This is a genomic window from Pseudomonas sp., assembly GCF_049590575.1.
Classification (GTDB): Bacteria; Pseudomonadota; Gammaproteobacteria; order Pseudomonadales; family Pseudomonadaceae; genus Aquipseudomonas.
On record NZ_JBAWDE010000130.1, the window covers coordinates 1 to 17631 of the forward strand.

Here is a 17631-nt window from a genome sequence, read left to right on the forward strand (position 1 = left end):
TTGAAGCCGCGCGCGCCGGTGAAGCCGGGCGTGGGTTTGCGGTGGTCGCCGATGAAGTGCGCTCCCTGGCCCAACGCACGGCCGGCGCCACCGCCGAAATCCAGGGCCTGATCGCCGGCCTGCAAAGCGCCGCGCATCAATCGGTGGAAGGCATGCGCGCCCAGGTCGAGCACGCCGAGGCCACCGCCCAGCAAGCCCAGGCAGCAGACGGCGCGCTGGATGAAATCGTCGGCGCGATCCAGACCATTTCCGACACCGCCGTGCGCATTGCCGATGTGACCGCACAACAGAGCGGCGCCGTTAGCGAAATTCGCGACAACAGCGAGCGAATTCACCAATTGGGTGAGGATAATTTGCTGCGCATCGGGCAAGGGCGACGCCAGGGGGAACACCTGTTGGTGCTGGGTGGGCAGTTGAATACCGCCGTGCAGGCGTTTCGCGTCTGAGCCGATCTCCTGCCACATTTGATCTCCATAGGGTTGAAGCAGTGTCACCAATGACCGGATTTCGGGCCCCAGTCACAAATTTTGCGCTATCCTCGCTAATCGTGCTGGCTACTGCATAGAACTGGACAGTCACAAAGGCTTTGCGGCATAGTCGCCGGGTTCTGCCGTACCCACTTCAATAACAAGGAACAGCCGATGGCGACCTTACTGGTTCTTCACGGACCCAACCTGAACCTGCTCGGCACCCGCGAACCGGGCGTCTACGGGGCAGTGACCCTGGACCAGATCAACCTCGATCTGGAACGCCGGGCCCGTGAAGCCGGCCACCATTTGCTGTACCTGCAAAGCAACGCCGAGTACGAATTGATTGATCGCATCCATGCCGCGCGCGGCGAAGGCGTGGACTTTATCCTGATCAATCCCGCCGCTTTTACGCACACGAGTGTTGCATTACGTGACGCGTTGCTGGCGGTGAGCATCCCATTCATCGAAGTGCATTTGTCCAACGTGCACAAACGCGAAGCTTTCCGCCATCACTCCTACTTCTCCGACGTAGCGGTAGGCGTGATCTGCGGCCTTGGCGCCAGCGGTTACCGACTGGCCCTGGAGGCCGCCCTGGAACACATTGAACAACCGGCCAAGCGCCCCTGACCGACCCTTGGGAGTTGATGATTCATGGATATCCGTAAAGTTAAGAAACTGATCGAGCTGCTGGAAGAATCCGGTATCGACGAGCTGGAAATCAAGGAAGGCGAAGAGTCCGTACGGATCAGCCGTCACAGCAAGACCCCGGCCCAACAGTTCTACGCGCCACAGATGCAAGCACCGGCACCTGCTGCTGCTCCGGCCGCCGCTCCGGCTGCTGCCGCTGCACCTGCCGCCCCGGCTGCTCCTGCGCTGAACGGTTTCGTGGTCAAGTCGCCAATGGTCGGTACCTTCTACCGCACTCCGGCACCGACCTCGCCAGCCTTCGTTGAAGTCGGCGCAACCGTGAAAGTGGGCGACACCATCTGCATCGTTGAAGCGATGAAGATGATGAACCACATCACGGCTGAAAAAGCCGGCGTCATCGAATCCATCCTGGTAGAAAACGGTCAGCCGGTTGAGTACGACCAGCCGCTGTTCACCATCGTTTGAACCGCGGAGCGCCTTCGATGTTGAAACCTGCGAAGAAACTGCAAAAAGTCCTGATCGCCAACCGCGGCGAGATCGCGCTGCGTATCCTGCGCGCCTGTAAGGAAGAGGGCATCAAGACCGTCGCTGTTTACTCGACGGCCGATACCGAATTGATGCACGTGAAACTGGCGGACGAAAGCATTTGCATCGGCCCGCCACTGGCCACGAACTCGTACCTGAAAGTCTCGAACATCATCGCCGCGGCTGAAGTGACCGGCGCCGATGGCATCCACCCGGGCTACGGCTTCCTCGCGGAAAACGCCGATTTCGCCGAACAGGTGGAAAAATCCGGGTTTGCCTTCATCGGCCCGAAAGCCGAAACCATTCGCCTGATGGGCGACAAGGTCTCGGCCAAGGATGCGATGATCGCGGCCGGCGTGCCAACCGTTCCTGGTTCCGACGGCCCACTGCCTGAAGACGAGGCAACCGCTCTGCGCATTGGTCGCGAAGTCGGTTACCCGGTGATCATCAAGGCCGCCGGCGGCGGTGGTGGTCGCGGCATGCGTGTGGTGCACAAGGAAGAAGAGCTGATCGAAGCGGCCAAGCAGACGCGCTCCGAAGCGGCTGCCTGGTTCGGCAACCCGATGGTCTACCTCGAGAAGTACCTGACCAACCCACGTCACGTGGAAGTGCAGGTACTGTCCGACGGCCAGGGCCACGCCATCCACCTGGGCGACCGCGATTGCTCGCTGCAACGTCGTCACCAGAAGGTACTGGAAGAAGCGCCGGCGCCGGGCCTGGATGAAAAGGCCCGCCAGGAAGTGCTGGCTCGCTGCGTCAAGGCGTGCATCGACATCAACTACCGTGGCGCGGGTACTTTCGAGTTCCTCTACGAGAACGGCCGTTTCTACTTCATCGAGATGAACACGCGCGTGCAGGTAGAGCACCCGGTGTCGGAGATGGTCACCGGTATCGACATCGTCAAGGAGATGCTCAGCATCGCCGCCGGCAACGTATTGTCCTTCACCCAGGACGACGTGAAGCTCCACGGCCACTCGCTCGAGTGCCGGATCAACGCCGAAGACCCGAAAACCTTTATCCCAAGCCCTGGCCTGGTCAAGCATTTCCACGCGCCCGGCGGCAACGGCGTACGTGTGGATTCGCACCTGTACAGCGGCTACAAGGTTCCGTCCAACTACGACTCGTTGATCGGCAAGCTGATCACCTGGGGCGCAACCCGCGACGAGGCCATGGCCCGTATGCGCAACGCCCTTGACGAAATCGTGGTCGACGGCATCAAGACCAACATCCCGCTGCATCGGGACCTGGTTCGTGATGAAGGCTTCTGCGAAGGTGGTGTGAACATTCACTACCTGGAACACAAGCTGGCCAACCAGTAAGTGCTCCACCCAACAAAGCCGCCTTCGGGCGGCTTTGTTGTTTGTACCCCCCTATTTTGCAGATGTGCACAAGCCCCCTCCCACATTTGATCTGCGTATGTCGTCTTCTGCACGCCGCTCGCGTAAACTTGCGCCCTTTCGCGACCCCGCCGGTCGCACATTCATTTTTTCAAAGGTGCCCGCCATGCCTTGGCTGCAAGTCCGTCTCGCCATCAGCCCAGAACAAGCCGAAACCTACGAAGACGCGTTCCTCGAAGTCGGCGCCGTCTCGGTGACCTTCATGGACGCCGAAGACCAACCGATCTTCGAACCTGAACTCAACACCACCCCGCTGTGGTCCCACACCCATTTGCTGGCCCTGTTCGAAGATGGCACCGATGCCGCCAGCGTGCTGGCCCACATGGAACTGCTCACCGGCAGCCCGCTGCCCGAGCACCACAGCGAAATCATCGAAGACCAGGACTGGGAACGCAGCTGGATGGATAACTTCCAGCCGATGCGTTTTGGCCAGCGCCTGTGGATCGTGCCGAGCTGGCACGCCGCCCCGGAACCGGAAGCAGTCAACCTGCTGCTCGACCCGGGCCTGGCCTTCGGTACCGGCACCCACCCCACCACCGCGCTGTGCCTGGAATGGCTGGACGGCCAGGACCTGATCGACAGCCATGTGCTGGACTTCGGCTGCGGCTCGGGCATCCTCGCCATTGCCGCCCTGCTGCTGGGCGCCAAGGAAGCCGTGGGCACCGACATCGACGTGCAGGCCCTGGAAGCTTCCCGCGACAACGCCGGGCGCAACAACATTCCTGAAGGCAAATTCCCACTCTACCTGCCGGAGCAATTGCCCCAGGTGCAGGCCGATGTGCTGGTGGCCAATATCCTCGCAGGCCCGCTGGTGTCCCTGGCGCCGCAGCTGTCGAGCCTGGTCAAGCCGGGTGGCCGCCTGGCACTCTCGGGCATCCTCGCCGAACAGGGGGAAGACGTGGCTGCCGCCTACGCCAAGGATTTCGACCTGGACCCGATCGCCAACCGCGATGGCTGGGTACGCATCAGCGGGCGTCGGCGCTAGAATGAGCGCTTGCCTGAATCGGATGGCCGCATGACCGACAGTTTCGTCACTCAGTGCCCACATTGCCAAGCGCGCTTTCGCGTGAACCACGCTCAATTGAGCGTGGCCCGCGGCGTGGTGCGTTGCGGCTCGTGCCTGCAGGTGTTCAACGCCGTTCGCCAGTTGCTCGAGCAGCGCGCGCAAGCCAGCTCGCCCGTGCCGGAACCTGAATCTTCGATCATCGCCGATCCGATTCCCGAGCCTCCCCGCGCAATCAGCCAGAAACAATGGACCGCCGAAGAGCTGGACCTGGACAACCTGGACCTCGACGAGGAACTGGCCAAACTGGAACGCCGCGAGATTCAGCCTACCCAGCCGACTGCCGAGCGCCGCCAGGCGAGCACCGACCGCCGGCAAAAGGAAGAGGCCCTCAGCGCCAGCCGCAACAGCGTCAAGGCCGAGGAAGAACAGTGGGCCGCCAGCCTGTTCAGCGAACCGCCCGAGGAACGCGCGCAAGCGTTGGAGGCCGCCCCCCCTGCTTCCCGGCAGCGTACCGAACCCTCAATGTCGCGTCACACCGACGACATCGACGACGAGCCCACGCTGCGCTCCACGCAGGATGACGAGGACGATCGCGATCCGCCGTTCACTCCATTGACCCAGGCCGCAGAACCGCAACCCGAGGAGCGACCCGCGCCTCGTCGCAAGCGCGTGCGCGCCGAACCCGGTGCTCACGATGACGTGCTTCAGGACCTGGAAGACGACCCGCTGCACCTCTACGCGCAGAAACGCCCGTCGAGCCTGGGCCGTCGCCTGGTCTGGCTGCTGCTGGTACTGATCGCCGCCGCTGGCCTGGCTGGCCAGTACATCGCCTACCAATTCGACGAACTGGCCCGCCAGGACGCCTACCGCCCGTGGTTCCAGGAGCTGTGCCCCACACTGGGCTGCACCGTGCCATCGCGGGTCGATATTGCCCATATCAAGAGCAGTAACCTGGTGGTGCGCAGCCACCCGGAATTCGCCGGGGCGCTGGTGGTGGACGCGATCATCTACAACCGCGCGGTGTTCTCCCAGCCATTTCCGCTGCTGGAGCTGCGCTTTGCCGACATGAACGGCAGCCTGATCGCCAGTCGCCGGTTCAAACCTGCGGAATACCTGAGCGGCGAATTGGCCGGCGTGAGCGAAATGCCATCGCAGACCCCGATCCATATCTCCCTGGATATCCTCGACCCAGGCAACAAAGCCGTGAATTACAGCCTGAGCTTTCACTCGCCCGAGTGAATCGGTGCATGCATCGAGGCTTGACGGCAGATTCTTGACTGAGCCTTGCGCAACCAAACCGGTGGCGATAAAGAAATAACTGTTCAGATTTTATCCAATTCAGCCTTTATCCAGTCATCGAGAGCGGGTATCATGCCAACCCTTTTTCGAACTCTAATGATCCGGCCCCACAACAGGGAAGTCCTATGTCGGCGGTACGCATCGGCCCATATACATTGCAGAACGGCTTGATTCTCGCTCCCATGGCGGGCGTCACCGACCAGCCCTTTCGTCAGCTGTGCAAGCGTTTGGGCGCGGGTCTAGTAGTCTCGGAAATGGTCACCAGCGACATGAGCTTGTGGAACACCCGCAAATCGCGGATGCGCATGATCCACGAAGGTGATCCCGAGCCCCGCTCGGTACAGATCGCCGGTGGTGATGCACAGATGCTGGCGGATGCGGCCCGAGCCAACGTGGAGTTGGGCGCACAGATCATTGATATCAATATGGGCTGCCCGGCCAAGAAGGTCTGCAACAAGGCCGCCGGTTCCGCGCTGTTGAAAGATGAGCAGTTGGTAGCCGAGATCCTGCAGGCCGTTGTCGCCGCAGTGGATGTGCCGGTCACCTTGAAGATTCGTACCGGCTGGGACCGGGACAACAAGAACGGCCTGACGGTGGCGAAGATCGCCGAACAGGCAGGCATTACAGCGCTGGCGGTGCATGGCCGCACCCGCGCCGACCTGTACACCGGTGAAGCCGAGTACGACACCATCGCCGCGATCAAGCAGGCGGTGTCGATGCCGGTGTTTGCCAATGGCGATATCGATTCAGCCGAGAAAGCCCGGCGCGTGCTGCACGCCACCGGTGCCGATGGCCTGTTGATTGGCCGGGCCGCTCAGGGGCGACCGTGGATTTTTCGTGAGATCGAACACTTTCTGCGTACCGGCGAAGTCTTGCCGGCACCGGAGCTGATCGAGGTGGAACGTATTCTGCTAGAGCATCTGGCCGCCCTGCACGCCTTCTACGGAGACGTGATGGGAGTTCGCATTGCTCGCAAGCATGTCGGCTGGTATCTCGCAACCTTGCCGGGCGCCAAGGAGTTTCGCGCCCACTTCAATCGTTTGGATGAGACGGAAGCACAGTGCGCCAATGTTCGTGAGTTCTTCAGCGAGCGTTACAAGAGCCTGGGGACAGGGGACGGAGAGGGGGTGGCCGCATGACGATGATGACTGAGACTTTAGTGAGTGGAACAACACCCGTGAGCGACAACGTCAATTTGAAACAGCACCTCAACACGCCGAGCGAAGAAGGCCAGACCCTTCGCGGGAGTGTCGAGAAGGCGCTGCACAATTATTTCGCCCACCTTGAGGGCGCTTCCGTCACGGACGTGTACAACCTGGTGCTCTCCGAAGTCGAGGCGCCCTTGCTCGAAAGCGTGATGAACTACGTCAAGGGCAACCAGACCAAAGCCAGTGAGCTGCTGGGCCTCAACCGTGGCACCTTGCGCAAAAAGCTCAAGCAGTACGATTTGCTGTAAGCATTCAATCAAACCAGAAAGGCGCCCGCGTAAAAAACGGACGCCTTTTTTGCTGACTCCTTTGCTTTTGATGGAAATTGAAATGACCGACCAGACTACCCGCCTGCCGATCCGCCGCGCCTTGATCAGTGTTTCCGACAAGACCGGGATCCTCGAATTTGCCCGGGAGCTGGAAGCCCTGGGCGTGGAAATCCTCTCCACGGGCGGGACCTTCAAACTGCTGCAGGACAACGGCGTGGCCGCAGTAGAAGTTGCGGACTACACCGGTTTCGCAGAAATGATGGACGGTCGGGTCAAGACCCTGCACCCGAAAATCCACGGCGGCATCCTCGGCCGTCGCGGCATTGACGACGCGATCATGACCGAGCACGGCATCAAGCCGATCGACCTGGTCGCCGTTAACCTCTACCCGTTCGAAGCCACCATCAACAAGCCAGGCTGCGACCTGCCGACCGCCATCGAAAATATCGATATCGGCGGCCCGACCATGGTGCGCTCGGCAGCCAAAAACCACAAAGACGTGGCCATCGTGGTCAACGCCAGCGACTACGCCCAAGTGCTCGAAAGCCTGAAAGCCGGCGGCCTGACCTACGCCCAGCGTTTCGACCTGATGCTCAAGGCGTTCGAACACACCGCCGCCTACGACGGCATGATCGCCAACTACATGGGCACCGTGAACCAGGCGGCTGACACCCTCAGCACCGAAGGCCGCAGCCAGTTCCCGCGCACGTTCAACAGCCAGTTCATCAAGGCCCAGGAAATGCGCTACGGCGAGAACCCGCACCAGAGCGCGGCGTTCTACGTGGAAGCCAAACCGGCCGAAGTCGGCATCGCCACCGCGACCCAACTGCAAGGCAAAGAGCTGTCCTACAACAACGTGGCCGACACCGACGCCGCGCTGGAATGTGTGAAGAGCTTCGTCAAGCCGGCCTGCGTGATCGTCAAGCACGCCAACCCGTGCGGCGTGGCCGTGAGCCCGGACGCTGAAGGCGGTATCCGCCAGGCGTACGAACTGGCCTACGCCACCGACACCGAATCCGCGTTCGGCGGCATCATCGCCTTCAACCGCGAGCTGGACGCCGAGACCGCCAAAGCCATCGTCGAGCGCCAGTTCGTCGAAGTCATCATCGCCCCTTCCGTCAGCGCAGAAGCCCGCGCGATTGTGGCTGCCAAAGCCAACGTGCGCCTGCTGGCCTGTGGCGAGTGGTCGGCGGACCGCGCCGCTGCCTGGGACTACAAGCGCGTCAACGGCGGCTTGCTGGTCCAGAGCCGCGACATCGGCATGATCGGCAGCGAAGACCTCAAAGTCGTGACCCAGCGCGCGCCGACCGAGCAAGAGATCAACGACCTGATCTTCGCCTGGAAAGTCGCCAAATACGTTAAATCCAACGCCATCGTCTACGCCAAGAACCGCCAGACCATCGGCGTCGGCGCCGGCCAGATGAGCCGCGTGAACTCGGCCCGTATCGCCGCGATCAAGGCTGAGCACGCCGGTTTGCAGGTTGCGGGCTCGGTGATGGCTTCCGACGCGTTCTTCCCGTTCCGTGACGGCCTGGATAACGCCGCGAAAGCCGGCGTTACCGCCGTGATCCAACCGGGCGGTTCGATGCGTGATGCAGAAGTGATTGCAGCGGCTGATGAGGCCGGCATTGCCATGGTCTTTACCGGCATGCGCCATTTCCGCCACTAACAGAATTTGAGGTTTTTGAAATGAATGTTTTGATCATTGGCAGCGGCGGCCGTGAACACGCACTGGCCTGGAAAGTTGCCCAGGACCCACGCGTCCAGAAAGTCTTCGTAGCCCCCGGCAACGCCGGTACCGCCATTGAAGCCAAGTGCGAGAACGTGGCTATCGACGTGCTGGCCCTTGAGCAGTTGGCAGACTTTGCTGAAAAGAATGTGTCCCTGACCATCGTCGGCCCGGAAGTGCCACTGGTTGCCGGCGTTGTAGACCTGTTCCGCAGCCGCGGCCTGGATTGCTTCGGCCCGACGGCTGGCGCTGCCCAACTGGAAGGCTCCAAGGCGTTCACCAAGGACTTCCTGGCGCGCCACAAGATCCCGACCGCCGACTACCAGAATTTCACCGAGATCGAGCCGGCCCTGGCTTACTTGCGTGAGGTCGGTGCGCCGATCGTGATCAAGGCCGACGGCCTGGCGGCCGGTAAAGGCGTGATCGTGGCGATGACCCTGCAGGAAGCCGAAGACGCCGTGCGCGACATGCTCGCCGGCAACGCCTTTGGTGACGCGGGTTCGCGCGTGGTCATCGAGGAATTCCTCGACGGCGAAGAAGCCAGCTTTATCGTGATGGTCGACGGCAAGAACGTACTGCCGATGGCCACCAGCCAGGACCACAAGCGCGTCGGCGATGGCGACAGCGGCCCGAACACCGGCGGCATGGGGGCTTACTCGCCGGCCCCGGTGGTGACCGCTGAAGTGCACCAGCGCGTGATGGACCTGGTGATCTGGCCGACCGTGCGCGGCATGGCCGACGAAGGCAATGTGTACACCGGCTTCCTCTACGCCGGCCTGATGATCGACAAAGCCGGTAACCCGAAAGTCATCGAGTTCAACTGCCGCTTCGGCGACCCGGAAACCCAACCGGTGATGCTGCGCCTGCAGTCGAGCCTGGTGCTGCTGGTGGAAGCCGCGCTGGCCCAGGCCCTGGACAAGGTCGAAGCGCAATGGGACCCGCGCCCGAGCGTCGGTATCGTGCTGGCAGCCGGTGGTTACCCTGCCGATTACGCCAAGGGCGATGTGATTGAAGGCCTGGACGCGGCTGCTACGCTGGAAGGCAAGGTGTTCCATGCAGGCACCGCGCTCAAGGATGGCAAAGTTGTAACCGCGGGTGGCCGTGTGTTGTGCGCCACCGCAATGGGTGCCAGTGTCGACGCTGCGCAACAACAAGCGTACAAGCTGGCGGCAAAAATCGACTGGAAAGGCTGCTTCTACCGCACCGACATCGGCTATCGCGCCATTGCACGTGAGCGTGGCGAAAGCCAGTAAGTCGTTGTAGTCCGTAGCTATCCGTTCGGTTAGGCAAGGGCCTCTGGCCCTTGCCGTACACATGCCACCCCGCGCATAGTTAACCCGTGCATCAACCTACGAAGGGATTTCGCCGTGCGCTGGCTCAGGATCGCCATAGGTTTCACTGTCAGTCTGCTGGCACTGCTCTGCTTGTTTCCGGCCCAGGCCGCCGCGCAAGGCAGTGGCTGGGCAGTATTGCTTGATGAACAGGCCGACCTGCAACTGAGCGACATCCGTTCCTCGCGCTACACCAATCAATTTAGCCCCATCGAACTGGACCGCATTACCGCCGCGGAGCCGGACGGTGCGCTGTGGGTACGTTTCAAGCTGCAACCCGGCAAGCACGAGCAAGTGCTGCGGGTATTCGCGCCGGACCTGGCGCACCTGAGCCTCTACGTGCTCGACGGCGACACCCTGGTCGAACAGCAAAGCACCGGCACCCGCCAGCCCCAGGCCGAGCGCCCGCTGCCCAGCAGCGACTTCATGCTGCCGATGCCCCAAAGCCAGAAGCCCCTCGAGGTCTACCTGCGCCTGGTCTCGGAACACGAACTGCGCCCCTACATCACCCTTGAACCGGCGGTACTGGCCGCCGCCGACCAGACCCAGACGCTGATCTACGGCCTGCTGTTCGGCTGCCTGTTGATGCTGATCCTGCACAACCTCACGCGCTTCGCCTACCACCGCTCGCGCAGCAGCCTATGGCTGGCGGCCTGCGAACTGCTGCTGATGCTGAGCCTGGTGCTGCTGCTCAACCTGGCAGGCCCCTGGTTGCCGAACTGGCACGCGATCCAGACCCCGGGCGCCTACCTCGCCCTGCTGCTGACCGCGCCCTGTGGGCTGATGTTTGCCTACCGCTTCTTCATGCCTCTTGGCCCGCACCCGCTGAACAAGCTGCTGATGGTCGATATTCTGTTTATCGTGCTGTGCGGCCTGTTGCTGTTGTTCGTCAACACCCTGCCGCTGAACATCATCACCTATGCGCTGGTGGCCCTGGCCGGCTTGAGCATGCTGTTTGTCTCGGCCTGCCACTGGCAAAAAGGCTACCGCCCGGCACGCCTGTTCGTGGCGGCAATGGTGGTGTTCAACATCGGCACGCTGATCATCCTGCCGGCCCTTCTTGGCCTGACGATGGTCTCGCCGCAAGGCTTGATCATCACGCTGTTGGCGTTCATCTGCGTGAGCGGCCTGTTGATGAGCCTGGCCCTGGGCGAACGCCAGCGCGCGATAGTCGAGGCACGCTTCAGCCTCAGCCGCGACCTGGCCGCCAGCAACGCAGAAATCGCGGCCAAGGCCGAGTTCCTGGCGAAGATCAGCCACGAAATCCGCACCCCCATGAACGGCGTGCTGGGCATGACCGAGCTGCTGCTGGGCACGCCGCTGTCGGTGAAGCAGCGCGACTACGTGCAAACAATCCACAGCGCCGGCAATGAGCTGCTCACGCTGATCAACGAAATCCTCGATATTTCCAAGCTCGAGTCCGGGCAGATCGAGCTGGACGACGTGCAATTCGACCTCAATGCGCTGATCGATGACTGTCTGAGCATCTTCCGCGCCAAGGCCGAGCAGCAGAATGTCGAGCTGATCAGCTTTATCCAGCCCCAGGTGCCCCGCGTGATCAGCGGCGACCCGACCCGCCTGCGCCAGGCGATGTTGAGCCTGCTGGAAAACGCCCTGCAAAAAACCGATGAAGGTGAAGTGCTGATCGTGGTCGCCTTGGACGACCGCAGCACCAAGCCGCGCCTGCGCATTGCCGTCCAGGACAGCGGCCTGCCGATGGAAGCCGCCGAGCGCGACGCCCTGCTGCACAGCGAGTTGCACAGCAAGAATTTCCTCTCGGCCACCCGTTTGAGCGGCCACCTGGGCCTGGTGATTGCGCGCCAGTTGATCCTGTTGATGAACGGCGAGTTCGGCATCAAGAGCGGTGCCCACCAAGGCAGCACCCTGTGGTTGACGCTGCCGCTGGACCCGGAACGCCTGGAACACCCGACGTCCGACCTCGACGGCCCGCTCAAGGACGCACGCGTGCTGGTGGTGGACGATAACGACACCTGCCGCAAGGTGCTGGTGCAGCAATGCACCGCCTGGGGCCTCAACGTCAGTGCCGTGCCTTCGGGCAAGGAAGCCCTGGCGCTGCTGCGCACCAAGGCGCACCTGCGCGATTACTTCGACGTGGTCCTGCTGGACCAGAACATGCCCGGCATGACCGGCATGCAACTGGCGGCGAAGATCAAGGAGGACCCGAGCCTGAACCACGACATCCTGCTGATCATGCTCACCGGCATCAGCAATGCGCCGAGCAAGATCATCGCGCGCAACTGCGGGATCAAACGCATCCTCGCCAAACCGGTGGCGGGTTATACGCTCAAGACTACCCTGGCCGACGAACTGGCCCAGCGCAGCAAAGGCGCGTTGCAGCCGCGTGCCGTCCCCATCGCGCCTGCGGCTGTGACCGTGCCCAGCGATTTCCGCATCCTGGTGGCCGAAGACAACAGCATTTCCACCAAGGTAATCCGCGGCATGCTTGGCAAGCTCAACCTCGACCCAGACACCGCCAGCAATGGCGAGGAAGCGCTGGAGGCGATGAAGGCCCAGCGATATGACCTGGTGTTGATGGACTGCGAGATGCCGATCCTCGACGGCTTCTCTGCTACCCAGCAACTGCGGGCGTGGGAAGTCAGCCATCAGCGCATCCGCACGCCGGTGGTGGCGCTGACGGCGCATATTCTGTCGGAACACAAAGAGCGCGCACGCCAGGCCGGAATGGACGGGCACATGGCCAAGCCGGTAGAGCTGTCGCAGCTGCGAGAGTTGGTGGAATTCTGGGTCGCGCAGCGTCAGCAGCGGCCCGAACACGCGCGTCCCTGACCAGCAACCCGGCCCATTGTGGGAGGGGGCTTGCCCCCGATTGCGGTCCGTCAGGCAACCAATCTGTGACTGATACACCGCTATCGGGGGCAAGCCCCCTCCCACATTGAACGCTGTCGCCTGATAGACTCTCAGCACTTTTCCCCGCCGCGAGCCACCCTCCATGCTCCACGTGTTATTCAGCGTTTACCTGAAGATGCTGGTGCTCTACAGCCCGTTCTTCGTGCTGTCCTGCTTTATCAGCCTGACCCGTGGTTATTCCAGCAAGGAGCGCCGCCGCCTGGCCTGGAAAGTCGCGTTGGCCACCCTGGTATCGAGCGTGTTGCTGTACCTGTTCGGCCGGGTGATTTTCAGTGTGTTCGGCATCACCGTGGACGCGTTCCGCATCGGCGCCGGCAGCGTGCTGTTCATCTCCGCACTGGGTATGGCGCAGGGCAAGTCAGCGGTGCAGACCGACAACGTGCAGCAGGACGTGACCATCGTGCCGCTGACCATTCCCCTCACGGTCGGCCCCGGCACCATCGGTGCGCTGCTGGTGATGGGCGTCAGCCAGCCACATTGGGATGACAAGATCACCGCCATCCTCAGCATCGCCCTGGCCAGCCTCACGGTCGGCGTGGTGCTGTACCTGTCCAACCGTATCGAACGCATTCTCGGTGACCAGGGCTTGCAGATTGTCAGTCGGTTGATGGGATTGTTCGTGTGCGCCCTCGCCGCGCAAATCATCTTCACCGGTGTGCGCGGCTATCTGGTGCCTTAGATTCGGTACTTGGCAATCGCCAGTTGCACCTTGTCACCCGCGCTTTCGCGCATCAGCTGGATAGTTTTTTCGTTGACCACCGAGGTACTCAGCACCAGGCACGTCTGCCCGCTGAAGGCCTCGAATGAAGCGCTGTCCCACTCAAGGAATGGCAGCCCCACCTGTTTGCTCACACCGTGGCAGCTGTACGTCACCAGCACCATCATGATTTCGCCATCGGCTTCGGCGCAGGACGCCAGGCCGAAATCACCGCCCTGGTGCACCGTGCTGTTGCGCTTGAACAGCTCGAATGAAGCCGGTTGCTGCTTCATAGCCTTCAACGCGTCCGCCGCCAGCTTCGGCAATGCACCCAGCAGTGGTGCGACCAGCGAACTCGAGGCCAACATCGCGGCAATGATATTCAGCGCCGCCAACTGCACCGTCAGGCCCTTGTCCGAGCTTTTCACCCGTTCGAAGCTGCTGCGCACCGGCAGCCAGCCCAGGCTGATCATCACTTTGATAAATTCGTCGTACCACGCCTCGGTGCCGCGCGGCATCTTCAATACATCGCTGACATAGCTACTGGCAAGCAGGTAGCTCTTGCGAATGTACTCACGGTTCAGGGCGGACACTCCCTCGATAAACGAGATCACCCCGTTGTTCACCACTGCCCCGTTGCAGTCATCCTCGGCATCCGGCACCAGGACGGTGCCGGCCCCCGGAGACCCTGGCAGCTTGTAGGCGGCAATCAACTTGCGCCTTTTCGCACTGTTGATCCTTTTGCGATATCGCTCCATTTTCAATTCTCCACAACCACCCCACATGGGGCTCACCCTCACACTAGTCGAGTGGCCGGTGGGCTTTCCAGACGACAAACATCGCTCGACTCGCCACCTCTGGAAGCCTCACCCAGCAATACCGAGGTGCACCTGTGGGGTTTCCGGGTTTCATCGCCGAAAAAAGAAAAAGCCCCGAGCAACGATGGGTCATCACCCGGCGTTACTCGGAGCTTTCCGGCCTGCAACAAGGCGTTTTCAGGAGGCGGGTTTTTCGCCATACCAGCGCGGCGTGTACACCCACTCACCGCCACCGGCGCGCGGGAACACGCAGGTAGTGGACGAGCCGATCAGCACCATGGTGCGCATGTCCACTTGCTCGGGCGTCAGTTGCCCAAGGGTGGTGACGCGCAGCGTCTGGCCTGGGCGGCCGATGTCGCGCCCCAGCACCACCGGTGTTTCAGGGGTACGGTGCAGCGCGACGATTTCCAGGGCTCGCCCCAGTTGCCACGGCCGCGAGCGCGAGATCGGGTTGTAGAACGCCAACGCCAGGTCGGCCTGGGACGCAAGGTCCAGGCGCTTCTCGATGATCGACCAGGGCTTGAGGTTGTCCGACAGCGACATCACACAAAAATCATGCCCCAACGGCGCACCGGCCTGGGCGGCGGTAGCCAGCGACGCCGAAACGCCCGGCAGGATTTGCAGGTCGACTTGATGCCACGCGGCATCACTGGACTCATGCAACGCCTCGATCACCGCCGCCGCCATGGCGAATACGCCGGGGTCGCCGGATGAGACCACCACCACCGACCGCCCCTGCGCGGCCAGCTCGAATGCGTGGCGCGCACGCTGCATCTCTTCGCGGTTATCGGTGCAGTGCTGCACTTGATCATCGCGAAACGGGCCGGCCATGCGCACATAGGTTTCGTAGCCCAGCACGTCGGTGCAGCGCGCCAGTTCGGCCTTTACCGCCGGCACCATCAATTCGGCAGCGCCGGGGCCCAGGCCGATCACGGCGAGACGGCCACGCGGGCGGCCAACGTGCGACAGGTCCAGCGGTTGCTCGGCGACAGTGATCACGATGTCCGCGTCTTGCGCTACCGTGGCGAAACGCAGCGGCACGCCCAATGCCAACGCGGCTTCATGCAATGAAGCCTCAGCCATTTGCGTGTCGCTGGCCAACAAGCACGCCAGGGACTGCACGGCGATGCCCGCCTCCTGCAACGCCGTGCGCACACGCCCGGCCAAGTCCGCGCCAGGCTTGCAGGTGACGCACACGTTTTTTGGGTAAATCAGCAATTCGTTGGCCGCAGGCTCGCGCTCGGCACTGCTCACGTGAATCGCCAGGCGCGCCTGCTGATCCTGCGGCAGGTTGGCCTGGTCCAGCCACGGCGCGGCTCCTTCGATACGCACGCTTTCGCCGGCCAGCAGGTCCGAGACAAACCGCTTGCCCAGCTCCAGGTCGGCCAGCGCGTAACCCGTGGGCGGGTTGAGCAGGCAGGTGCCGAAACGCAGCTCGCCACTGGTGGTGATCGCCGCCGCCACCTCCAGTGCCGCCGCAATCTCGCGCGCCATCACGTTCACGCCGCCCAGGCCACCCAGCAGCGGCACCACGGCGCTGCCGTCTTCCGCCACGGCCAGCACGGCGGGCTCTGCGCCTTTTTCCAGCAGCAGCGGCGCCAGGGTGCGGATCACGATACCCGCCGCACACAGCGCAATCAGCGACGTGCCCTGCTGATAAAGCTGGCGCAAGGTGGCGCCGAATTCGCTGTAGGTGTGGTCCGCGCCGTCAACGCGTCCAGCCAGTCCGTGGATCAACGCGCCTGGGTAAACCTGCTGGATTTTGCGCGCCGTGGCCAGGCTGCCCTGGCCGAGAATGACAATCGCCGGGCCGCTCAACCTTGCCACCGTTCACCGGGCACGATGATCAGCGAGAAGTACGGCGAAGACATCGGCTCCACCTGGTCCAGCGGCACGATTTTCTGGTTGGCCATGGTCGCGCGCTCCACATACAGCGCGCGCCCGGCCAGGCCGAGTTCTTCCAGCACCTGGCGCACCTTGGGGAAGTTGCGGCCCAGCTTCATGATCACCGCCGCGTCGGCATCCGCCAGGCGGCGCTTGAGGTCCTCGTGGGGCAGCACGCCAGAGAGCACCGACAGGCTCTGGTTGCGATACACCAGCGGCGCGCCGAGTACCGAGGCGCCGCCGAGCATCGAGCACACACCGGGAATCACGTGCGCTTCGTAACGCTCGGCGAGGCGGTCGTGCAGGTACATGTAGGAGCCGTAGAAGAACGGGTCGCCTTCGCAGATCACCGCCACATCGCGGCCGGCGTCGAGGTGCGACGCCACGTCGACACTCGCCGTATCATAGAAATCGCTGATCACCTGCTCGTAGGACAGCGGCGCCGGCAGTGCCTCGGTGGTCACCGGGTACACCAGCGGCATCAGGGTCTGCTGCGGCACCAGGTGGTCCTCGATGATACCGAAGGCGTTGCCCTTCTTGCCCTTGGCCACAAAGTACGCCACCACCGGCGACTCGCGCAGCAGGCGCAGGGCCTTGAGCGTGATCAGCTCCGGGTCACCGGGGCCGACGCCCAGGCCGATCAAACGTCCGCGTGCCTGCATTATTCGACCTCCGTGGCCAAGGCGTTCACCGCAGCGGCAGCCATCGCACTGCCGCCGAGGCGGCCCTGCATGATCACGAACGGCACGCCCCGGCTGTCAGCCGCGAGCATCGCCTTGGACTCGGCGGCGCCGACAAAACCGACCGGGAACCCCAGGATCAGCGCAGGTTTCGGTGCGCCGGCGTCGAGCATTTCCAGCAGGTAGAACAACGCGGTCGGCGCGTTGCCGATCACCACCACGCTGCCTTCCAGGTGCGGGCGCCATAGCTCCAACGCAGCCGCGGAACGGGTGTTGCCCAACTTGCGCGCCAGCTCCGGCACGCTGTCGTCGCGCAGGGTGCAGATCACCGGGTTGTTGGCCGGCAGGCGTGTACGGGTCACGCCTTCGGAGACCATCCGCGCATCACACAAAATCGGCGCGCCGGCCGCCAGCGCAGCGCGCCCAGCCGTGCCCGCGCCTTCGGAAAACTGCAGGCCGTCGATTGCCTCGACCATGCCGCAGGCATGAATCACGCGCACCGCGAGTTTTTCCAAATCAGCCGGGATCCGGTCCAGCTTGGCTTCCGCGCGAATAATGGCGAAGGAGTTGCGATAGATCTCCTGACCGTCGCGGATGTAATCAATCATCGGTGTTGCTCCGTGGGTGGGCGCGCAGCAAGGCGCCCGCCGCTTCAATAGAAAGAGTGCGCGCGTGCAGCCGGCCGAAACCGGGCTGGGCTGCCTCGCGAAAATAGACGTCGTAGTGGCCGGGGCTCACCGCCAGCAGGGTGACTGGCGCCACGTGCGCCGCTGCGCAGGAA

16 protein-coding genes and 1 pseudogene are annotated in these 17631 nt (G+C 62.8%); 12 read left to right on the top strand and 5 right to left on the bottom strand.

All coding sequences use genetic code 11. From position 1 onward, the window contains the following. The 12 genes from WBR57_RS10105 to WBR57_RS10160 all read left to right on the top strand — a co-directional run. A partial coding sequence (locus tag WBR57_RS10105) for a methyl-accepting chemotaxis protein (RefSeq protein WP_424083707.1) occupies window positions 1–446 on the top strand: 446 nt, incomplete at its 5' end. A 195-nt stretch (window positions 447–641) separates the two neighbouring features. After that, the gene (gene aroQ, locus WBR57_RS10110) at window positions 642–1097 is read left to right on the top strand and encodes a type II 3-dehydroquinate dehydratase (RefSeq protein WP_016972516.1); all 456 of its coding nucleotides are present in this window, start codon (window positions 642–644) and stop codon (window positions 1095–1097) included. 24 nt (window positions 1098–1121) lie between these two features. Continuing rightward, the gene (gene accB, locus WBR57_RS10115) at window positions 1122–1583 is read left to right on the top strand and encodes an acetyl-CoA carboxylase biotin carboxyl carrier protein (RefSeq protein WP_017136744.1); all 462 of its coding nucleotides are present in this window, start codon (window positions 1122–1124) and stop codon (window positions 1581–1583) included. 17 nt (window positions 1584–1600) lie between these two features. Then, window positions 1601–2962 (top strand): acetyl-CoA carboxylase biotin carboxylase subunit, encoded by a 1362-nt coding sequence (accC, locus tag WBR57_RS10120; RefSeq protein WP_424083708.1) that lies wholly within the window; start codon window positions 1601–1603, stop codon window positions 2960–2962. A 184-nt stretch (window positions 2963–3146) separates the two neighbouring features. Further along, the gene (gene prmA / locus WBR57_RS10125) at window positions 3147–4025 is read left to right on the top strand and encodes a 50S ribosomal protein L11 methyltransferase (RefSeq protein ID WP_424083709.1); all 879 of its coding nucleotides are present in this window, start codon (window positions 3147–3149) and stop codon (window positions 4023–4025) included. A 30-nt stretch (window positions 4026–4055) separates the two neighbouring features. Then, complete coding sequence (locus tag WBR57_RS10130) at window positions 4056–5285, top strand: DUF3426 domain-containing protein (protein ID WP_424083710.1); 1230 nt, start codon at window positions 4056–4058, stop codon at window positions 5283–5285. 185 nt (window positions 5286–5470) lie between these two features. Next, window positions 5471–6484, top strand: a complete 1014-nt coding sequence (dusB, locus tag WBR57_RS10135; protein WP_424083711.1) for a tRNA dihydrouridine synthase DusB — start codon at window positions 5471–5473, stop codon at window positions 6482–6484. Then, window positions 6481–6801 carry a DNA-binding transcriptional regulator Fis gene (gene fis, locus WBR57_RS10140; protein WP_002555375.1) on the top strand — a complete coding sequence of 107 codons (321 nt, stop codon included), beginning with the start codon at window positions 6481–6483 and terminating at the stop codon, window positions 6799–6801. Before dusB ends, fis begins: the two co-directional genes overlap by 4 nt. Before the next feature lie 82 nt (window positions 6802–6883). Further along, entirely contained in the window at window positions 6884–8491 is a 1608-nt protein-coding gene (purH, locus tag WBR57_RS10145; protein ID WP_424083712.1) for a bifunctional phosphoribosylaminoimidazolecarboxamide formyltransferase/IMP cyclohydrolase, read from the top strand. Between the two features lie 20 nt (window positions 8492–8511). After that, window positions 8512–9804: a phosphoribosylamine--glycine ligase gene (gene purD / locus WBR57_RS10150; RefSeq protein WP_424083713.1), complete on the top strand. Its 1293-nt coding sequence runs from the start codon at window positions 8512–8514 to the stop codon at window positions 9802–9804. A 114-nt stretch (window positions 9805–9918) separates the two neighbouring features. Next, window positions 9919–12690 (top strand): response regulator, encoded by a 2772-nt coding sequence (locus WBR57_RS10155; protein ID WP_424083714.1) that lies wholly within the window; start codon window positions 9919–9921, stop codon window positions 12688–12690. Window positions 12691–12853: 163 nt separating this feature from the next. Then, complete coding sequence (locus WBR57_RS10160; RefSeq protein WP_003217330.1) at window positions 12854–13450, top strand: MarC family protein; 597 nt, start codon at window positions 12854–12856, stop codon at window positions 13448–13450. Here WBR57_RS10160 and WBR57_RS10165 read toward each other — a convergent pair. The 5 genes and pseudogenes from WBR57_RS10165 to WBR57_RS10185 all read right to left on the bottom strand — a co-directional run. Continuing rightward, entirely contained in the window at window positions 13447–14226 is a 780-nt protein-coding gene (locus WBR57_RS10165; protein WP_424083715.1) for a hypothetical protein, read from the bottom strand. The genes WBR57_RS10160 and WBR57_RS10165 overlap by 4 nt on opposite strands. 237 nt (window positions 14227–14463) lie before the next feature. After that, window positions 14464–16104 (bottom strand): precorrin-3B C(17)-methyltransferase, encoded by a 1641-nt coding sequence (cobJ, locus tag WBR57_RS10170; RefSeq protein ID WP_424083718.1) that lies wholly within the window; start codon window positions 16102–16104, stop codon window positions 14464–14466. After that, entirely contained in the window at window positions 16101–16832 is a 732-nt protein-coding gene (locus WBR57_RS10175) for a precorrin-2 C(20)-methyltransferase (protein WP_424083716.1), read from the bottom strand. Before WBR57_RS10175 ends, cobJ begins: the two co-directional genes overlap by 4 nt. Continuing rightward, window positions 16832–17458, bottom strand: coding sequence for a precorrin-8X methylmutase (locus WBR57_RS10180; RefSeq protein ID WP_424083717.1), 627 nt, complete (start codon window positions 17456–17458; stop codon window positions 16832–16834). The genes WBR57_RS10175 and WBR57_RS10180 overlap by 1 nt, the downstream gene beginning before the upstream one ends. After that, a pseudogene (locus tag WBR57_RS10185) lies at window positions 17451–17631 on the bottom strand (precorrin-3B synthase); the annotation flags it as partial. The pseudogene WBR57_RS10185 and the gene WBR57_RS10180, both read right to left, overlap by 8 nt.